This is a genomic window from Serratia sp. KH_031, from assembly GCF_057839655.1.
Window position 1 is genome coordinate 2,628,174 of record NZ_CM174496.1, and the last position, 19,669, is coordinate 2,647,842.

General features: G+C 48.6%; 17 protein-coding genes, 2 tRNA genes and 2 other RNA genes. 11 read left to right on the forward strand and 10 right to left on the reverse strand.

Annotation, left to right across the window (positions count from 1 at the left end; genetic code table 11):
* The first annotated feature begins 425 nt into the window (after positions 1 to 425).
* Positions 426 to 3,095 carry a bifunctional acetaldehyde-CoA/alcohol dehydrogenase gene (gene adhE, locus AC3ISQ_RS11805; protein ID WP_489346677.1) on the forward strand — a complete coding sequence of 890 codons (2,670 nt, stop codon included), beginning with the start codon at positions 426 to 428 and terminating at the stop codon, positions 3,093 to 3,095.
* A 174-nt stretch (positions 3,096 to 3,269) separates the two neighbouring features.
* Here the strand turns inward: adhE and AC3ISQ_RS11810 are convergent, their stop codons facing one another.
* Entirely contained in the window at positions 3,270 to 3,851 is a 582-nt protein-coding gene (locus tag AC3ISQ_RS11810) for a thymidine kinase (RefSeq protein WP_489346679.1), read from the reverse strand.
* Positions 3,852 to 4,550: 699 nt separating this feature from the next.
* On the opposite strand from AC3ISQ_RS11810, the gene hns reads away from it, so the two are divergent.
* Positions 4,551 to 4,961 carry a histone-like nucleoid-structuring protein H-NS gene (gene hns / locus AC3ISQ_RS11815; protein ID WP_489346681.1) on the forward strand — a complete coding sequence of 137 codons (411 nt, stop codon included), beginning with the start codon at positions 4,551 to 4,553 and terminating at the stop codon, positions 4,959 to 4,961.
* Between the two features lie 179 nt (positions 4,962 to 5,140).
* On the opposite strand, the gene AC3ISQ_RS11820 is transcribed toward hns, so the two are convergent.
* From AC3ISQ_RS11820 to rssA, 5 genes are all read right to left on the reverse strand, one after another.
* Positions 5,141 to 6,151: an NAD-dependent epimerase gene (locus AC3ISQ_RS11820; protein WP_489346683.1), complete on the reverse strand. Its 1,011-nt coding sequence runs from the start codon at positions 6,149 to 6,151 to the stop codon at positions 5,141 to 5,143.
* A 9-nt stretch (positions 6,152 to 6,160) separates the two neighbouring features.
* The gene (locus AC3ISQ_RS11825) at positions 6,161 to 7,504 is read right to left on the reverse strand and encodes a UDP-glucose dehydrogenase family protein (RefSeq protein ID WP_489346685.1); all 1,344 of its coding nucleotides are present in this window, start codon (positions 7,502 to 7,504) and stop codon (positions 6,161 to 6,163) included.
* A gap of 41 nt (positions 7,505 to 7,545) precedes the next feature.
* Positions 7,546 to 8,463: a UTP--glucose-1-phosphate uridylyltransferase GalU gene (gene galU / locus AC3ISQ_RS11830; RefSeq protein ID WP_489346687.1), complete on the reverse strand. Its 918-nt coding sequence runs from the start codon at positions 8,461 to 8,463 to the stop codon at positions 7,546 to 7,548.
* 208 nt (positions 8,464 to 8,671) lie between these two features.
* Positions 8,672 to 9,685, reverse strand: coding sequence for a two-component system response regulator RssB (gene rssB, locus AC3ISQ_RS11835; RefSeq protein ID WP_489346689.1), 1,014 nt, complete (start codon positions 9,683 to 9,685; stop codon positions 8,672 to 8,674).
* 104 nt (positions 9,686 to 9,789) lie between these two features.
* The gene (gene rssA, locus AC3ISQ_RS11840; RefSeq protein ID WP_489346691.1) at positions 9,790 to 10,692 is read right to left on the reverse strand and encodes a patatin-like phospholipase RssA; all 903 of its coding nucleotides are present in this window, start codon (positions 10,690 to 10,692) and stop codon (positions 9,790 to 9,792) included.
* Between the two features lie 147 nt (positions 10,693 to 10,839).
* Here rssA and AC3ISQ_RS11845 point away from each other — a divergent pair, with 147 nt between their 5' ends.
* From AC3ISQ_RS11845 to AC3ISQ_RS11885, 9 genes are all read left to right on the forward strand, one after another.
* The gene (locus AC3ISQ_RS11845; protein WP_489346692.1) at positions 10,840 to 11,304 is read left to right on the forward strand and encodes a YchJ family protein; all 465 of its coding nucleotides are present in this window, start codon (positions 10,840 to 10,842) and stop codon (positions 11,302 to 11,304) included.
* Between the two features lie 43 nt (positions 11,305 to 11,347).
* Complete coding sequence (gene purU, locus AC3ISQ_RS11850) at positions 11,348 to 12,196, forward strand: formyltetrahydrofolate deformylase (protein WP_489346694.1); 849 nt, start codon at positions 11,348 to 11,350, stop codon at positions 12,194 to 12,196.
* Positions 12,197 to 12,408: 212 nt separating this feature from the next.
* Positions 12,409 to 12,493 (forward strand) — tRNA-Tyr (locus tag AC3ISQ_RS11855).
* Between the two features lie 43 nt (positions 12,494 to 12,536).
* Positions 12,537 to 12,663, forward strand: a non-coding RNA gene (locus AC3ISQ_RS11860) — RtT sRNA.
* A 71-nt stretch (positions 12,664 to 12,734) separates the two neighbouring features.
* Positions 12,735 to 12,819 (forward strand) — tRNA-Tyr (locus tag AC3ISQ_RS11865).
* A 48-nt stretch (positions 12,820 to 12,867) separates the two neighbouring features.
* Positions 12,868 to 12,996, forward strand: a non-coding RNA gene (locus AC3ISQ_RS11870) — RtT sRNA.
* A 251-nt stretch (positions 12,997 to 13,247) separates the two neighbouring features.
* The gene (locus tag AC3ISQ_RS11875) at positions 13,248 to 13,820 is read left to right on the forward strand and encodes an LOG family protein (protein WP_489346696.1); all 573 of its coding nucleotides are present in this window, start codon (positions 13,248 to 13,250) and stop codon (positions 13,818 to 13,820) included.
* A gap of 101 nt (positions 13,821 to 13,921) precedes the next feature.
* Positions 13,922 to 14,728, forward strand: coding sequence for an exodeoxyribonuclease III (gene xthA, locus AC3ISQ_RS11880; protein WP_489346698.1), 807 nt, complete (start codon positions 13,922 to 13,924; stop codon positions 14,726 to 14,728).
* A 45-nt stretch (positions 14,729 to 14,773) separates the two neighbouring features.
* Positions 14,774 to 15,169: a pyrimidine (deoxy)nucleoside triphosphate diphosphatase gene (locus AC3ISQ_RS11885; protein WP_489346700.1), complete on the forward strand. Its 396-nt coding sequence runs from the start codon at positions 14,774 to 14,776 to the stop codon at positions 15,167 to 15,169.
* Between the two features lie 22 nt (positions 15,170 to 15,191).
* On the opposite strand, the gene AC3ISQ_RS11890 is transcribed toward AC3ISQ_RS11885, so the two are convergent.
* The 4 genes from AC3ISQ_RS11890 to selD are packed head-to-tail and all read right to left on the reverse strand — an operon-like array spanning position 15,192 to position 19,547.
* On the reverse strand, positions 15,192 to 15,482 hold the full coding sequence (locus AC3ISQ_RS11890; protein WP_489346702.1) for a DUF1496 domain-containing protein: 291 nt from the start codon (positions 15,480 to 15,482) through the stop codon (positions 15,192 to 15,194).
* Positions 15,479 to 17,407, reverse strand: a complete 1,929-nt coding sequence (locus AC3ISQ_RS11895; protein ID WP_489346704.1) for a DNA topoisomerase III — start codon at positions 17,405 to 17,407, stop codon at positions 15,479 to 15,481. The genes AC3ISQ_RS11890 and AC3ISQ_RS11895 overlap by 4 nt, the downstream gene beginning before the upstream one ends.
* On the reverse strand, positions 17,407 to 18,507 hold the full coding sequence (gene mnmH / locus AC3ISQ_RS11900; protein WP_489346706.1) for a tRNA 2-selenouridine(34) synthase MnmH: 1,101 nt from the start codon (positions 18,505 to 18,507) through the stop codon (positions 17,407 to 17,409). The genes AC3ISQ_RS11895 and mnmH overlap by 1 nt, the downstream gene beginning before the upstream one ends.
* Entirely contained in the window at positions 18,507 to 19,547 is a 1,041-nt protein-coding gene (selD, locus tag AC3ISQ_RS11905) for a selenide, water dikinase SelD (protein WP_489346708.1), read from the reverse strand. Before selD ends, mnmH begins: the two co-directional genes overlap by 1 nt.
* Between the last annotated feature and the right edge of the window lie 122 nt (positions 19,548 to 19,669).

A 19,669-nucleotide genomic window follows, 5' to 3' on the forward strand; every position in this document is an offset into this window, starting at 1 on the left:
CTTAACCATGACATTTTTCGCTACATTTATGATTTGTAACCAAACATCGCGCCATTGTGAAAAATTAGTGTAGGATTTAACACTTATTATAGAAGAGTGATGAAAATCACAGAACCTCGATCATACAAATCGTGCTGAAAGGTGTCAGCTTGAGAATTTTATGACTTATGTCACAAAATGATTAACCAAGAATAGTTAAGCTTTTAGTCGTAGTCAGGGAGTAGAACAGTTTAGGGATGAAGGTTCCATTCACTGCCTGCTACCAATTTCGCGCTTGGTAAAGCTCTTTAAGTAAATCAGCAGTATGTAGCACTAAATGCAGGAAAAGCCTTGGTTTTTAACAGACGTTTTTCCTCAAGCTGTCTATACTAGTTGCTCGCACGGCTTATTTACTGAAAGAGTTTAACATTTATCAGGAGAGCATTATGGCTGTAACAAATGTCGCTGAATTGAACGAGCTTGTTGCACGTGTCAAAAAAGCCCAGCGTGAATATGCCAACTTCACTCAAGAGCAAGTTGACAAAATCTTCCGCGCTGCCGCCCTCGCCGCTGCCGATGCACGTATTCCCTTGGCTAAAATGGCCGTCGAAGAGTCCGGTATGGGCATCATCGAAGACAAAGTGATCAAAAACCACTTCGCTTCTGAGTATATCTACAACGCCTATAAAGATGAAAAAACCTGCGGTATTTTGTCTGAAGACGAAACCTTCGGTACCATCACCATTGCAGAACCTATCGGTCTAATCTGCGGTATTGTTCCAACCACCAACCCAACCTCTACCGCTATCTTTAAAGCACTGATCAGCCTGAAAACCCGTAACGGCATCATCTTCTCCCCGCACCCTCGTGCGAAGAACGCTACCAATAAAGCGGCAGATATCGTGCTGCAAGCAGCTATTGCTGCCGGTGCACCAAAAGATATTATCGGCTGGATAGACCAACCTACCGTTGACCTGTCTAACCAGCTGATGCACCACCCAGATATCAACCTGATCCTGGCAACCGGTGGCCCGGGCATGGTTAAAGCCGCTTATAGTTCAGGTAAACCTGCTATCGGTGTTGGTGCGGGTAATACCCCGGTGGTCGTTGATGAAACGGCAGACATCAAACGTGTTGTCGCTTCTATTCTGATGTCAAAAACCTTCGATAGCGGCGTTATCTGTGCTTCCGAACAGTCCGTCATCGTGGTTGATTCCGTTTATGACGCCGTGCGTGAGCGTTTCGCTACTCACGGCGGCTACATGCTGCAAGGCAAAGAACTGAAAGCCGTTCAGGACATCATCCTGAAAAATGGCGGCCTGAACGCGGCGATCGTCGGTCAATCCGCACCGAAAATTGCTGAAATGGCCGGTATTAAAGTCCCCGCTAGCACCAAAGTGCTCATCGGTGAAGTTAAGGTTGTTGATGAGTCCGAGCCGTTTGCTCACGAAAAACTGTCTCCAACGCTGGCAATGTACCGTGCCAAGACTTTCGAAGAAGCCGTTACCAAAGCAGAAAAATTGGTAGAAATGGGCGGTATCGGTCACACCTCGTGCCTGTACACCGACCAAGACAACCAACAGGAACGTGTCGCCTACTTCGGCGAGAAAATGAAAACTGCACGTATCTTGATCAACACCCCTGCCTCTCAAGGGGGTATCGGTGATCTGTACAACTTTAAACTCGCGCCATCGCTGACGCTGGGCTGTGGTTCTTGGGGTGGTAACTCCATCTCTGAAAACGTCGGTCCAAAACACTTGATCAACAAGAAAACTGTAGCGAAGCGAGCAGAAAACATGTTGTGGCATAAACTTCCAAAATCAATCTACTTCCGCCGTGGCTCACTGCCAATCGCGCTGGAAGAAGTGGCAACCGATGGTGCCAAACGCGCCTTCATCGTTACCGACCGCTTCCTGTTCAATAACGGCTATGCTGACCAAATCACTAAAGTGTTGAAGTCACACGGTATTGAAACAGAAGTGTTCTTCGAAGTTGAAGCAGATCCAACGCTGAGCATCGTGCGTAAAGGTGCAGAGCAGATGAATTCCTTCAAACCAGACGTGATCATTGCGCTGGGTGGTGGTTCACCAATGGATGCTGCCAAAATCATGTGGGTGCTGTACGAACATCCAGAAACTCACTTCGAAGACTTGGCGCTGCGCTTTATGGACATCCGTAAACGTATCTACAAGTTCCCGAAAATGGGCGTGAAAGCGAAAATGATCGCCGTCACCACCACTTCCGGTACTGGTTCAGAAGTAACGCCATTTGCGGTAGTGACCGACGATGCAACCGGTCAGAAATACCCATTGGCTGACTATGCATTAACCCCAGACATGGCGATTGTGGATGCTAACCTAGTGATGAACATGCCTAAATCCTTGTGCGCCTTCGGCGGCTTGGATGCGGTCACTCACGCACTGGAAGCTTACGTTTCTGTTCTAGCGAACGAATACTCTGACGGCCAAGCGCTGCAAGCCCTTAAACTGCTGAAAGAATATCTGCCAGCCAGTTATAAAGAAGGTGCGAAAAACCCAGTGGCTCGTGAGCGTGTGCATAATGCTGCGACCATCGCCGGTATTGCATTTGCTAACGCCTTCTTGGGTGTGTGTCACTCTATGGCCCACAAACTGGGTTCCGAGTTCCACATTCCACACGGTCTGGCCAACGCCATGTTGATTTCCAACGTGATCCGTTACAACGCCAACGACAACCCAACCAAGCAAACGGCTTTCAGCCAGTACGATCGTCCACAAGCGCGTCGTCGTTATGCTGAAATCGCCGATCACCTCGGTCTGAGTGCGCCGGGCGACCGCACTGCACAGAAAATCGAGAAACTGTTGGTATGGTTGGACGAGATTAAAGCTGAATTGGGCATCCCTGCATCTATCCGTGAAGCTGGCGTGCAAGAAGCTGACTTCCTGGCGAAAGTGGACAAATTGTCTGAAGATGCGTTCGATGACCAATGTACCGGTGCGAACCCACGCTACCCACTGATCTCCGAGCTGAAAACCATCATGCTCGATACCTTCTACGGCCGTAAATTCAGTGAAGCCGAAGAAGAAGTGGCCGCTGCCCCTGTTGCTGCAAAAGTAGAAAAGAAGACCAAGAAGTAATGGTTCTCTGAACTGACAAAAAACCCGCCGAGGCGGGTTTTTTATTGCTCTGAATTAGCGCTATAAACTATCGCAGCCAAACAACGCTAGAAGCGATTTTCGTTACAACCCTTAATGACCACCAGCTATGTACCAGAAACGCACCAAACACGTCTCTAGCGCATTTAGAGCCCGTTACTCAGAGTGCATCGCTTCTTTATAATGCTTGCGGCAAACAGACACATAGCTTTCGTTACCACCAATCACCACCTGTTCACCGGCCTGCATAGCATTGCCCTGCTCATCTAAGCGCAGCACCATATTTGCTTTACGGCCACAGTGGCAGATAGTTTTCAACTCAACCAATTTATCAGCCCATGCCAATAAATATTGGCTGCCTGTAAATAGTCCACCCAAAAAATCGGTACGTAATCCATAGCACAGCACCGGAATATCAAGTTGATCGACAACCTCACAAAGCTGTTCAACCTGGGCTCTGGTCAAGAACTGGCTTTCATCCACTAATACACAATGGACGGCTTGCTGCTGGTGTTCTTGATGAATCATCGAGTGAAGCTGAGTCTCGTTATTATAAAGCTGAGCTTGAGATGAAAGTCCTATTCTAGAACTGACTTTACCCACGCCAAAACGATGATCAATTTCTGCGGTAAACACCAAGGTACGCATACCACGCTCTTGATAATTATATGAAGATTGTAACAGTGCGGTTGATTTTCCCGCATTCATGGCAGAGTAATAAAAATAAAGTTGAGCCATGGGCCCGTTGCTCCAATGGTATAAGAAATATTCAGATTGCAATCCCATTAGCGATTGTACCATAACCTAGCGTGGCTCTGCTTGTCAGCGGAACAATATCTCATAGATGAATACCCCACCTTTCAAACGAAAGATTTCATCCTGTAAGCCGCCCATTTTTACATCTATTTACAGGATGAGGTCGGCTAACGGTTACTATTAATTATTGCTAATGATTTACCATCAACATTAATGCTTTTGTGGATAACTGCCAAGACATCACTCCCCATCAAGAGAACAGACAACAGTATTAATCTTAATCCATGCCATTAGGCATAGACCTTATTGACTGTTTGCCAGTACCAGAACACTTCTTGACGAAATCTTTACTTGTATAACCCTAAGATTTACGGTGTTAGTAAATCTATTGACGTGATTAAGCCCACAAAATTTATCGCAATATTGATATAAAACACCATAATAACTTAAGCTACAAAAGCTTTTTAGGCTGAAGAGCACACGATGCCTGTTGAAATTTTGGCTGGACTTGATGTTGATAATAGTTAGCCTCACAAACCGATATTAGCTGAGTCGTTCTGAATAATAGTATTTAAAAAGGTAAAATTGAGCTTTGTTATCAATTTGGCTATTGCAGAAAAGAAAATAGCACTCTATTATTATCCAGACGCCCCCCCACCAATATAATTTGAGACCAGTACAATGAGCGAAGCATTAAAGATTTTGAACAACATCCGTACTCTGCGAGCACAAGCTAGAGAATGCACTCTGGAAACTCTGGAAGAGATGCTGGAGAAATTGGAAGTTGTTGTGAACGAACGTCGCGAAGAAGATAGCCAAGCGGCAGCAGAAATCGAAGAACGTACTCGTAAATTGCAACAATACCGCGAAATGCTGATTGCTGACGGTATTGATCCAAACGAACTGCTGAATGCAATGGCTGCAACTAAAGCCGCTGGTAAATCCAAGCGCGCTGCACGTCCAGCCAAGTATTCGTACATTGATGAAAACGGTGAAAACAAAACTTGGACTGGCCAAGGCCGTACCCCAGCAGTGATTAAGAAAGCTATCGAAGAGCAAGGTAAAAAGTTGGAAGACTTCCTGCTGAAATAGTTTTTTATTGTCTAAAACAAAAAGGCTCCCTTATGGGAGCCTTTTTGTTATGGTTATTAGGAATATTCCTTAAACCTTAAGACTGGTGAATTAATGCATACCTCATCACCTTGCAACCAGTACAAATCACAACGGTGTAAAAAAGGGGCTCAGCCCCTGAATTACCTTATGCCACACATTTACAAAATGTGATAAAACGCTTTGTACCAGTCAACAAATCGCTTAACGCCGTCTTCGACACGCGTTTCAGGTTTAAAGTCGATGGTTTTATAGAGTTCGACAGTATCAGCACTGGTGTCCAATACATCGCCTGGTTGCATCGGTAGCATGTTTTTATGCGCTGTAATACCCAGAGCCTTTTCCAAAGCACTGATATATTCCATCAGCTTCACCGGGCTGCTGTTGCCTATATTATAAACATAGTATGGTGCAGAACTGGTCGCTGGGGAACCTCTCTCAACGGTCCATTGACTATCCGGTTGCGGGATAATAGCCTGCAAACGGACGATGGACTCGACGATATCATCAATGTAAGTAAAATCTCGGTGCATTTCGCCGTGGTTATATACATCAATGCTCTCACCCGCCAATATCGCTTTGGTAAATTTAAACAACGCCATATCTGGGCGCCCCCACGGGCCATAAACGGTAAAAAACCGCAAACCCGTGGTAGGTAAACCATATAAATGCGAATAGCTATGTGACATCAGCTCATTGGCTTTTTTAGTTGCCGCATACAACGATATCGGGTGATCAACAGAATCATCTGTCGAAAATGGTAGTTTACGATTCAAACCATATACCGAGCTCGATGACGCATAGAGCAGATGCTCTACTTTATTATGCCGGCACCCTTCCAAGATATTTAAATGCCCAACCAAGTTTGAATCAGCATAAGCCAGCGGGTTTTCCAGTGAATAACGCACCCCAGCTTGGGCGCCGAGGTGAATGACACGTTGAAATTTATGTTCCGCGAACAGGTCGGCAATACCGCTTCGGTCGGCTAGATCCAGTTTGAAAAACTGAAACGCTGGTTTATCCGCCAACAGCGCAAGTCGGGCATCTTTCAGGCTAACGTCGTAATAATCGTTCAGGTTGTCAATACCAACGACCTGATGACCCGCCGCCAACAAACGCTCTGCGACGTGATAACCGATAAAACCTGCCGCGCCAGTAACCAAAAATTTCATAGTGACCTCTTAAACAACCGGTTGGATCGAAGCACCACGACCAATGGCATAATAAGTGAAACCACGCCCTTGCAAACGTTCTGGATCGTACAGGTTACGTCCATCAAAAATTACCGGATCTTTTAATGCTGTTTTGATGGCATCAAAATCTGGCGCACGGAAGCTTTGCCATTCGGTACAGACAATCAAAGCATCCGCACCTTGCAACGCGGCTTCTTTGGTGCCCATCAGTTTCAGATCGTCACGATGACCATAGATACGCTGAGTTTCACTCATTGCTTCAGGATCATACGCCTGAACCGTTGCTCCGGCCTCCCACAGAGTTTCCATCAGCACGCGGCTAGAGGCTTCGCGCATATCATCCGTGTTAGGTTTGAAAGCCAATCCCCAAAGTGCAAAGGTTTTACCCTGCAAATCTTTACCATAGTGGCGCTCGATGAACTGACCGAGTTTGTTCTTTTGCTGATAGTTCACCTGTTCAACCGCCTGCAACAGCTTCGGTTGATAGCCAATTTGTTCAGAGGTTCGAATCAATGCTTGAACATCTTTTGGGAAGCAGGAACCGCCGTAACCACAGCCAGGATAAATAAAGTGGTAACCGATACGGGAGTCTGAACCAATCCCTTGGCGAACTTTTTCAATATCCGCACCCAGCATTTCGGCCAAATTGGACATTTCGTTCATGAAACTGATTTTGGTGGCCAACATGCAGTTAGCTGCGTATTTGGTCAGCTCTGCACTGCGGATATCCATCAAGATAATACGATCGTGGTTACGGTTGAACGGTTCGTACAACTCACGGATAGGTTCGATAACATCTTTATTATCAGTACCGATAACGATACGTTCAGGACGCATGCAGTCAGCGACCGCCGCGCCTTCTTTCAAGAACTCCGGGTTGGAAACCACGTCGAATGGCAGTGAGCTACCACGCTTTTGCAAAGTCGCAGTCATTACCTCACGGACTTTATCTGCTGTCCCTACCGGTACGGTGGATTTATCAATGACCACTTTACGATCGGTCATGTGTTCAGCAATGGTACGTGCAACTGCAGTAACATATTTCAGGTCAGCAGAGCCATCCTCATCGGGTGGTGTCCCTACAGCGATAAACTGGATAGTGCCATGCGCCACACCCAGTTTGGCGTCAGTGGTAAAATGTAGGCGCCCCGCTTCGTAGTTTTGCTGTACCAACGGTGTCAAACCCGGTTCAAAAATAGGGATATTCCCTTTTTTCAGGTTCTCAACTTTTTTTTCGTCTACATCGATACACATGACGTCATGGCCAACTTCCGCCAACACTGCCGCCTGTACCAGGCCGACATAGCCAATACCAAAAACGGTTACTTTCATTGAAAGATCCTAGTTTTTCAAATTAAGAGTAATCACTGGACTTATTGCTTTCCAGCCGCCACGATTTGTTTCAACCATTGAGAGAAGTCTTTGCCCAAACTGGCGTGGCGCATACCGTATTCGACGAAAGCTTGCATATAGCCCAACTTATTGCCGCAGTCATGGCTCACCCCTTTGAGGTGATAAGCTTCAACCGATTCTTTCTTCATCAGCATGTCGATAGCATCGGTAAGTTGGATTTCGTCACCGGCACCTGGCGGTGTTTTCGCCAAGAGAGCCCAAATATCCGCAGAGAGCACATAGCGGCCAACAATAGCCAAATTAGATGGCGCCTTCTCTGGCGACGGTTTTTCAACCACGCTGGTCATGGCTGTGCTTTCACCCGGTTGCAGATCATAACCCTGGCAGTCAGCGACACCGTAATTACCAACATCTTTATGAGGTACTGGCTCAACCATAATCTGGCTAACGCCAGTCTGTTCGAAGCGCTGCAGCATCTCATGCAGGTTGTCTTTTTTCAGGTCAGAAGTGTATTCATCCAGAATCACATCTGGCAGCACTACGGCCACAGGTTCATCACCGATCAACGGATAGGCACACATAATGGCGTGCCCTAAACCTTTAGCGACACCTTGACGTACCTGCATAACGGTAACGCCTTTCGGGCAGATCGACTGCACTTCGTCCAGCAACTGGCGCTTGACGCGTTTTTCCAGCATCGCCTCCAGCTCAAAACTGGTGTCAAAATGGTTTTCGATAGAATTCTTAGAGGAGTGAGTCACCAACACGATTTCGTTGATTCCCGCCTTGATACATTCGTTGACGACGTATTGGATAAGCGGTTTGTCTACTAACGGTAACATTTCTTTCGGAATAGCCTTAGTCGCTGGCAACATCCGAGTCCCCAAACCTGCAACTGGAATCACTGCTTTTTTAACTTTACGATTTAACGCAGACATTATTTCCTCTCTTGATACGAGCTCAATTTGTGAGCTTCCGCTACCATAAAAAATATCCCGGAGTATACCAGCTTATACTGGATGAGTATTACTCCAAGTGTAAATAGGGGAAGTTTAGGACAACTACCTAATTCTAATAAGTTCAATTTAGAACCAGTGATATAACAGAATTAAGATTGGATACTATTTTCTTTCACAGAGTGAACATTTATTCAGCACTAAGCATCAGACGCAACTGCCCACCAGCCCCCCATACCTGACACTGCCATGCTGCGCAACGCTGGCTGATTTGATTCATATAAGTTGCGCCTAATGTCCCCAAAGGCACACCATTACTCAAATGGATATGATTGTCCCCCGTATTCACCTCGGCATGTAATCCGGCAGAAACGAGCACCAAGTTCTTATATTCAGCGTGGTAATATCCGACAAGTAATGGGAACTGTCCCTCCAGTTTCCCCTGCCGTAATAATTGATTAACCTGTTTTAACAATGCTGACATTTGCGGTAATCGGTGCTGTTGATTAGCCAAATGATCTTGTAACAAGCCATTAAATAGGGCACGCAATAACAATGCCGCTAATATGCCATTATCACCGGCTCGAGTAACATCTAAACAGTAAAAAGCTAAATCCTTGTCAGATAATGCCGCTATATCCAACACCAACCCCGGACTTTCTGTAGAGGTTAATTGGCGATAGTTAACCCGACAACGCGCTACCGTCTGTTGAACCGGAGGTTGTAATTGCTTGAGTAGACGCATGGCTTCTAAAGGATTTTTACTGAGCTCATCCCAATCCTGAAATAGTTCTACCTCTTCGATGGCGGGCGAAGTAAACATCTTTGGATACAAACAGGCCAAGGCGGCTTCACGCAATCGGTTTAAATCTGCCAACGGTTTCAGTAATACATCCTGCACACCAAGGCGCAAGACTTGGGCAACATCGGTCATTTTATCGGTCGCCGAGATCACCAATACTGGCGTCTTTACCCCTTGCAAACGCAAATGTTCGACAAACTCAATACCGCCCATTTCCGGCATAGCAAGGTCACAAAGAATCAGATCAGGGTTAACCTCATCAGCCATGCTCAACGCCTGTATGCCGTTGCTGGCCTCATGTGTTTCTGCTCCGAGAGATTTTAGATAGGCGACCAGTACCGAACGAAACACCAGTTCGTCTTCAACGATCAGAATATGCTTGTTAATCAGTGGTAGTGCCATTGGCCGAGTCTCTCCCCTTTTCATCCCTTAATAGTGGCTCATAATGGTCACTTACGCCTGTCAGATTTCCTCCTACATTTTCAAATTCACGTAAATACAGGTAACTATTTATGTCTTACTAACGGCAGCAATATTTCTAACTGTTTTTCTACCGCTAATCGCCCGGCTTCGATAGCTTCATCGGCTCGGTGGAAGTCCAACGTCGATATTTGCGGACAATAAGGTTGGATCAACACATCCGGCGGATCGCCCGCCATACGCGTGCGTTTCACCCGATTTTCCAGCACTTGAATTGAGGTACTCATAATCTCCATCGCCGTTGGGCTAATACTCGATTTTTTCTGAGTCAACTGTTCAATGCGTCCACGCAGCCGGCCACGCCAATTTTGTGCTGAACTCTCACCTGACTCTTCGCTTTCTTTACGGACGGAAAACAAATTCTGCTGCATCAAGTGAGCGTCATGTTGCAGATCAACAGCAATGACAATATCGGCTCCCAATGCTCGAGTCAGTGAAATAGGCACTGGGTTAACGACCGCGCCATCTACCAGCCAATAACCGTCGAACCAAACCGGAGCTAACAAGCCGGGCATACTGCACGAAGCCCGTATTGCCTGATGAATATCCCCTTTGGTCATCCACAGTTCGCGTCCGGTACTCAAGTTGGTCGCGACCGCACCAAACTTCAATGAACACTCGGCAATATCATCGACCTTAAGTAATTGACCAACGGCGTTAAAGACCCGGTCACCGCGCAGTAACCCACCGCGTTGCCAGGAAAGATCCATCAAACGGATGACATCCCAATAACTGAACGAACGAACCCAATGTTCCATTGCCGGTAATCGATGGCTAGCATATGCCGCGCCGACTAATGCCCCGACGGAGCAACCGGCCACGATTTCAGCCTCAATGCCCATTTTTCTCAAGGCATTAATCACGCCAATGTGCGCCCAACCTTTCGCCGCCCCAGCCCCTAATGCCAACCCAATTTTTATTTGCCGCATCTATGCCACCTTAACACTCGGGCGAATTGTGCCAATCCTGTTGGCAGAGTACATTGTCACGATTGAAGAATGTTAGGTAACATATGCGCTAATCTTATTTTAAGCGCCAGTTTGTTTTCCCCAAACCTGCCAATTTTAGGAGTTACTTTGTCCGAACTATGTCCTTGCGGCAGTGGTCTGGAGTATAGCGAATGCTGCGAACCTTACATAAACGGCAGCCAAACCGCCCCGACGCCCGGCAAATTGATGCGCTCTCGCTATAGCGCCTACGTTAAACAGAACGCCGATTATCTGATCGCTACTTGGCACCCAAACTGCAGCGCCAACGAATGGCGTACTGCCATTATCGATAGTTTCCAAGGTACTCAGTGGAGCGGTTTAACCGTAATCGAAGAAAAAGAAGGCAACGAGCCTGACGAAGGATTCGTCGAATTTATCGTGAAATTTACCGATGAAGGTGAGGAAAGTCGTCAAGCAATGCACGAGCGTTCCCGCTTCCTTCGTTTAGAACAACGTTGGTATTATATCGACGGCACCAAACCCCAACCGGGCAGAAATGCTATTTGCCCTTGCGGCTCTGGCAAAAAATATAAGAAGTGTTGTGGACATTAAGCCCTCAGCCTACAGAACTGAATCAGACAGGATCAACACCCCCATGCCACACCAAAATAATCAAAGAAAAATTCTACGCACCATTTGCCCAGACGCCAAAGGGTTGATCGCCAAGATCACCAATATTTGCTACAAGCACGAATTGAATATCGTTCAGAACAATGAGTTTGTTGATCATCTTACCGGTCGGTTCTTTATGCGTACCGAACTGGAAGGGATTTTCAACGATAATACCCTGCTTGCCGATCTCGATAGCGCCTTGCCAACAGGGTCAATACGCGAACTGCATAGCGCAGGGCGTCGTCGTATTGTGGTGCTGGTGACTAAAGAAGCGCACTGTTTGGGCGATTTGTTGATGAAAAGCGCTTATGGCGGTTTGGATGTCGAAATCGCGGCAGTCATCGGCAACCACGACACGTTACAAACGTTGGTTGAGCGTTTTGATATTCCGTTCCACTTAGTGAGCCACGAAGGGCTAACACGCGAAGAACACGATCAGAAGATGATCGAACAAATCGATCAATTCATGCCAGATTACGTGGTATTGGCAAAATACATGCGCGTGCTGAGCCCAGAGTTCGTACAGCACTACCCGAATCAGGTGATCAATATTCACCACTCGTTCTTACCTGCATTTATTGGCGCACGCCCTTACCACCAAGCTTACGAACGCGGCGTGAAGATCATCGGCGCCACTGCGCACTACGTGAATGATAATTTGGACGAGGGTCCTATCATCATGCAAGACGTGATCCACGTTGATCACACCTACTCTGCCGATGACATGATGCGCGCAGGCCGCGACGTAGAGAAAAATGTCCTAAGCCGTGCTCTCTATCACGTATTGACACAACGGGTGTTTGTTTATGGAAATCGCACCGTAATCTTGTAATTGCTTCTTTGTGGTGGGCGGGTTGTTCAGTCCCGCACCACCACGAATAAAAAACCGGCAAACGATTCATTTTCTTCATTTCAATGCTTTACACCCACGCTTCATTTGATATGATGCGCCCCGCTTACCAAGACAGTAGAAATGCAGTCACGGCAAGACAGAAAGCAGGTCAGCTTTCTGGAATAAAAAATTCGTTAAACCACGAATTTCGTGGTGGGGTTCCCGAGCGGCCAAAGGGAGCAGACTGTAAATCTGCCGTCATCGACTTCGAAGGTTCGAATCCTTCCCCCACCACCATCCTCAACCTTGGCAACAAGGTGAACTGAACGAATGTGCTAATACAGGCGCCGTACAGGGAAGGATGAGAAGCTTCGACAAGGTTCGAGTTGAGCGAAGCGAAACAGCGCGCGCCAGCGCGACCCGAAGGGTGAGGAGCGAAGCGATGAATAATCCTTCCCCCACCACCATCTTCTCTTAGCCAGAAAGATGTGCAGTAAACCGAACTCTCGGTCACAATTTAGAAAACCATGTCTGACATGGTGGGGTTCCCGAGCGGCCAAAGGGAGCAGACTGTAAATCTGCCGTCATCGACTTCGAAGGTTCGAATCCTTCCCCCACCACCATCTCTTATATTTCCCCCAAGTTTAAAATCATCATCATCATCGTCCTATGTAACTCCGTATTGGGGAAGGATGAGAAGCTTCGACCAAGGTTCGAGTCGAGCGCCAGCGAGACAACGCGCTTCAGCGCGGCCCGAAGGGCGAGGAGCGCAGCGACGAGTAATCCTTCCCCCACCACCATCTCTTATATTCCCCCCCCAAGTTTAAAATCATCATCATCTTCGTCCTATATAACTCCGTATTGGGGAAGGATGAGAAGCTTCGACAAGGTTCGAGTCGAGCGTCAGCGAGACAACGCGCTTCAGCGCGGTCATCCTTCCCACTCAGTACTCACAACTATCACATCACCACCTTATCCACTCCAAAACCTTGAACTCCCCCCAAGAATCCGCTATACCACTTCCTTCTTGAAAGCAGTAAGGAACCTCTATATGCGTAACAATATCTGCGTTTTTTGCGGCGCGAGTGAAGGCGCCTCTCCCGCTTATGCCGAGAACGCCCGCCAGCTAGGCCACACACTGGCTACTCAAGGCCGGCGTTTAATCTACGGTGGTGGTAAAAAAGGATTGATGGGGATCGTCGCCGACGCGGTTTTAGAAGCCGGTGGCGAAGCGGTGGGTATCATCCCAGAACGTTTGGTCGAAGCAGAAACGGCGCATCGTGGTTTAACCGAACTGGAAGTGGTGCCGGATATGCACACCCGCAAAGCCCGCATGGCGGAATTAGCCGATGGTTTTATTGCGCTGCCTGGCGGTATCGGTACGTTAGAAGAACTGTTTGAAATCTGGACCTGGGGACAGATTGGTTACCATAACAAGCCCGTCGGCCTACTGGACGTCAACGGTTACTACTCACCACTCAATGGTTTCCTGCAACATGTCGCCGATCAGGGTTTTATGCGCCACGATTATCTTGGCACTTTGCACCTCAGCGAGTCGCCACAGACGTTATTGCAACAATTTGATGACTATCAGCCGAAAAATTACGACCGTTGGGCGAAATAACCCAACCTTGTCCAGCGGTGTAAACCGCTGGCTCACGTTACATTTCCTGCCAACTTCTGCTACTATCACAACACATTTTTCTCGCGTAAACGGCACCGCTCATGAAGTTTGTATCTTTTAATATCAATGGACTGCGCGCGCGTCCGCATCAACTTGCGGCGATTATTGAACAGCATCAGCCAGACGTCATTGGCCTGCAAGAAACCAAAGTCCATGACGATATGTTCCCGCTGGAAGAAGTCAGCCAACACGGTTATCACGTGTTCTATCATGGGCAAAAAGGCCACTACGGTGTTGCTCTGCTGACCAAAGAAAAACCGCTCGACGTGCGTCGTGGTTTCCCGACTGATGAAGAAGATGCTCAACGCCGCATCATCATGGCCGATCTGGCAACGCCACAGGGCACGCTGACGGTGATTAACGGTTACTTCCCACAAGGCGAAAGCCGCGACCACCCGATCAAATTCCCGGCCAAGACCCGTTTTTATCAGGATTTGCAAAGCTATCTTGAGAAAGACCTTTCCGCCGAATCGCCAGTGTTAATCATGGGCGACATGAATATCAGCTCCACTGACGACGATATTGGCATCGGTGAAGATAGCCGTAAGCGCTGGTTGCGCACCGGTAAATGCTCCTTCTTGCCGGAAGAACGTGAATGGATGGATCGCCTGCTGAACTGGGGATTGGTTGATACCTATCGTCACGCCAACCCAGGCCGCAACGACGAGTTTTCGTGGTTTGACTACCGTTCTAAAGGCTTTGATGACAACCGCGGTCTGCGCATTGATCTGTTACTGGCGAGTAACCCACTGGCAGAACGTTGCATCGCAACCGGTATTGATTATCAAATCCGTGGGATGGAAAAACCTTCTGACCATGCGCCTATCTGGGCTGAATTCAAGCTGTAATCCCCTTACCCCGATGTAAATCGGGGTTCTACTTTGAACATCAAAATGAAAATTATCGATGTAGTCGCCGCCATCATTGAACGAGACGGCCAAATTCTACTGGCTCAGCGCGATGCCAATAGCGATCAGGCTGGTTTATGGGAATTCCCCGGCGGTAAGGTGGAAACTGGCGAAAGCCAACCGCAAGCGCTAGCACGTGAGTTGGATGAAGAGTTAGGAATCAACGTTACGGTAGGTGATTATGTTGCCAGTAATCAGTGGCAACAGGGTGAACGGGTTATCCGTCTGCACGCTTGGCGAGTTGCTAATTTTAGCGGTGAACTACAAACTCGCTGTCATTCGGCCCTTATTTGGCTAGCACCGGAACAAGCTTACGATTACCCGCTGGCTCCGGCAGATGTACCATTGTTGGATAGCTACATCACCGCATTAAAACCGTAGGGATCACCCTACGGTTACAACGTCACTTTTTTAAACGTACCCAAATGAGTGGATTGGTGCCCACCACGTTTTGATCGCGACTGCACTGCAAGACTTCCCCTTCCACCTTCAACACCGCGCCTTCAGAATAATTCTGGTTCTGATAAACACAGCAACGGTTACAAGGTTGCGGCGCAGATTCAGCAGTATTTTTCGCCGTGCCCCAAATCTCCGGGGAAATCGGTACCACGACGTCCACATTATTGCGGTTAGCCAACGCTGCTGTCGAAAATAAGACGGCTCCGCCCAGTAACGCCAGTAATCCGAGCTTCATTCATTTTTCTCCTGTGCCTTATTGGCACTTCGCTTACGCTTTTTCGCCCCACCAGCGCTGGCCGCGGGAGGTAACCCACGGAACGCCATGCTGGCACGACTCTGTTTGGCCTGATAAATCAAATCCTGCAAGGTACCTACCAGTGGTTGCATAAAATCCTGATACCGACAGGACTTTTCGCTGATTTGCGTCAGCGTCGCTTCCCAATGGGCGGTCATATCCGGGCGAGCGGCCATTTCTGGCAAGGAGTGAATCAACGCCCTCCCGGTCTCGCTGGAATGAATATAGCGACCTTTCTTATACAAAAATGAACGTTTGAACAGTAATTCGATAATGCCCGCACGTGTCGCTTCTGTACCTAAACCATCGGTCGCTCGCAGGATTTTCTTTAATGATTTATCTTGCACAAAACGCGCGATCCCGGTCATTGCCGACAACAAACTGGCATCGGTGAACGGGCGCGGTGGCTGTGTCTGGCGTTCTACCACCTCACCGCGCTCACACAATAGCGCGTCGTCTTTCGCCACCACGGGCAGTGGCGAGCCTTCGTTTTCTTCATCACGCTCTTTGCTGCCAAGCAAAGTACGCCAACCCGCTTCCGCGAGAAAACGCGCCTTGGCGATAAATTTTCCCCCGGCAATATCCAGTTCGATCACGCATTTGCGGAACATCGCATCCGGGCAAAATTGCATCAGATACTGACGTGCCACCAAACCGTAAACATTCAGTTCATCGGGGCTAAGATTAGCGCGACTGGCTCGCGCAGTGGGAATGATGGCGTGGTGAGCATCAACCTTTTTATCGTCCCAACAGCGGTTACGACGATCAGTATCAATCACTGGCTGCGGATACAGATCGGGCTGATGCACGCTAATCGCGTTCAATACCGCATGACGTCCGGCGAAATGTTCTTCCGGCAGATAACGGCAATCGGAGCGCGGATAAGTAATTAATTTGTGGGTTTCATACAACCGCTGGCAAATATCCAACACCTGTTGGGCGCTGAGGTTAAACTTCTTGGCGGCCTCAATCTGTAATGTCGAAAGGGAGAATGGCAACGGTGCGGTATCTGATTCCCGTTTATCATTATACGAAGTGACAATCGCTGGCTGCCCTTCGATGCGTTTAAGCACGTGTTCAGCCAAAGGCCGATGCAGTAAACGCCCTTCTTCGTCCTGATAAGGTTCACAAGATTCGCTCGGCTGCCACAGCGCAACAAAACGTTCGTCGGCAGGCGTCACGATATGCGCCTTCACTTCGAAGAAATCCTTCGATACGAAGTTTTCAATTTCTTCATCACGCCGCACCACCAATCCCAATACCGGTGTTTGTACTCGCCCAACCGACAACACGCCGTCATAACCAGCGTTACGCCCTAAAATAGTATAAGCGCGGGTCATATTGATGCCATACAGCCAGTCAGCTCGCGAGCGCGCTAATGCCGAGACACACAGAGGGATAAAGTCGCGGTTATCACGTAAGCGTTCTACTGCACGCTCTACCGCTTGTGGGTTGAGATCGTTAATCAGACAACGGCGCACGTTTTGACGCTTTTCCTGCGTCAATGCTAGATAATCCAGCACCTCATCCACCAGCAATTGCCCTTCACGATCCGGGTCACCGGCGTGGATCACTTCATCCGCGTCTAATAACAGTTTTTTGATCGCATTAAGCTGTTTACTGACGGAAGGTCGCGGTTGAAGCTGCCATTTCTCAGGGATAATGGGCAGATCCGCCAACGACCAGCGAGCATAGCGGCTGTCGTAGGCATCAGGCTGGGCTTGCTCCAACAAGTGCCCCACACACCAGGTCACAACGTCGTTGTTACCACAGGCAATGAACCCATCGCCACGACGATGGGGTTTTGGCAGGACATCAGCAATGGCGCGAGCCAAACTCGGTTTTTCGGCAATAAACAGGCGCATTATTCACCGTTATTCTGGCTGTACGTCATCAAAAATTCTCTTACTTCAGCATAGTCACCACGGAAGATAATCCGCTGGTGTTTCTTTTCTAATTGATAGCGATACATCGGATCATAGTAGTGACGCACCAAAGGCTCCAACCATTGTTGGTGAGCATCGCTATTGTTGCTGGCTTGCTGGCGCTGCAAGGCAAACGTCAGATGTTCGGTCAACGTTTGGAAGCGCTCCATCCCCAAACGGCGGCGGATGGCATAGAGGCCGTGATGCAAGTATTCACCATATTGTTGCCAGCCCTCTTCCGCACCGTAATGCTGTTCAAATGCCTCACGCATCTGATCAACATATTCCGTTTGCAGACGAGCTAATCGCACCTCGAACGGATCGTCAACTACCGCGATGGGAGCCTGCTGCATACTGTTGAACAGCGCCAACGGAACGTTACTAGAACCGATAATCCGCCCTTCGTCTTCCACTACCCAATTTCGGCAGCCACCATGCTGTTTTTTCAGCACTTGCACAGCCAGACGATTCTCAAAATCGATTTGCGAGCTTTGTTTGACCAACATTCGACCAAAAGACGAACCTCGGTGACGGGCTAATCCTTCCAGATCGATACCGTTCGACAACTCGTTAATCAGTAAGGTTTTTCCGCTACCGGTATTGCCCCCCACAATCACCATCGGCAACGAGGCACAATTTTCCAAGGTGGTCAGCAAAAAGTGACGCAACGCCTTGTAGCCACCGACTACGCGTGGATATTCCAACCCTTGCTCAGACAACCATTGCTGCACCAGTTGTGAGCGCAATCCACCACGGAAACAGTAAATATAGCCATCTGGCTGCTTGGCGCACTGTTCCAACCAAGCGGCGATGCGTTGTTGGCGCAGTTCACCAGTAACCAAACGGTGCCCCAGTGCGATGGCTTCTTGCTGCCCATGTTGTTTATAACAGGTGCCAACTGCCTGCCGTTCGCTGTCGTTCATCAATGGCAAATTCACCGCCATAGGAAACGCACCCTGTTGAAATTCAATCGGGGCACGCACGTCAATCAGCGGAATATCGTTGAGGAAGAGGCTGCGGTAGTCGGTGGTGTCCAACATCAAATAACCTCTATCAGCGGTTTACCGGCATTGGCCGCGTGCAATTCACCGATAGCATTCAGTTTTATGCCATGACGCTCGGCAATCGCCTGAACTTGCGCTTCGGCTTCTGGCATTACCGCTAACAGCAAACCACCGGACGTCTGTGGATCGCACAGCAGTTGGCGTTGTAAATCGTTCATTGGGCCGATCAAGTGACCATAACTGTCGAAGTTACGTCCTGTTCCGCCCGGTACGCAGCCCTCGGCGATGTAACTTTCGACATCAGGCAATTTCGGTACTTGCTCAAACCAGACCGTAGCTTGCAAATCGGAACCCTGACACATTTCACTCAGATGCCCTAACAGGCCGAACCCGGTGACGTCGGTCATTGCCGTCACACCGGCCACATCGGCAAAATCGGCACCCGGTTTGTTCATTTGGCACATGATTTCGGTCGCCAATCCTTGGTGCTCTGGGCGTAATTTGCTTTTCTTCTCGGCGGTGGTTAACACGCCAATGCCCAGAGGTTTGGTCAGGAACAATTTGGCTCCCGCTTGCGCCGCGCTGTTCTTTTTCACTAATTCGGTGCGGACAATACCGGTGACGGCTAAACCGAAAATCGGCTCAGGCGCATCGATTGAATGTCCACCGGCCAGCGCGATACCTGCTTGCTGACAGGCGAAACGTCCGCCATCAATCACTTTTTGCGCCACTTCTGGCGCTAATTTCTCAATCGGCCAACCGAGGATAGCAATGGCCATAATCGGCTTGCCGCCCATCGCATAAATATCACTGATCGCATTGGTGGCCGCGATACGGCCAAAATCGAAGGGATCGTCAACGATCGGCATAAAGAAGTCAGTGGTACTAATAATGCCAACGCCGTTACCGATGTCATAAACCGCGGCATCATCACGAGTTTCATTGCCAACCAGTAAATGAGGATCGACAAATTTGGCTTGTTCGCTGTGCAGGATAGTTTCTAAAACTTTCGGTGAGATTTTGCAGCCGCAGCCAGCACCATGGCTGTACTGGGTTAAACGGATCGGTGACATCATTCCACTCCCTTCGATATGCGAAGAATAAGATAGCATAGGGTACCGCTTGCTGAAGGGATTGGTAAGAGCAGCCTGCCGATAACCCGGCGAGCCGCTCAAAAACGGTACAATTTTGCCGGGTA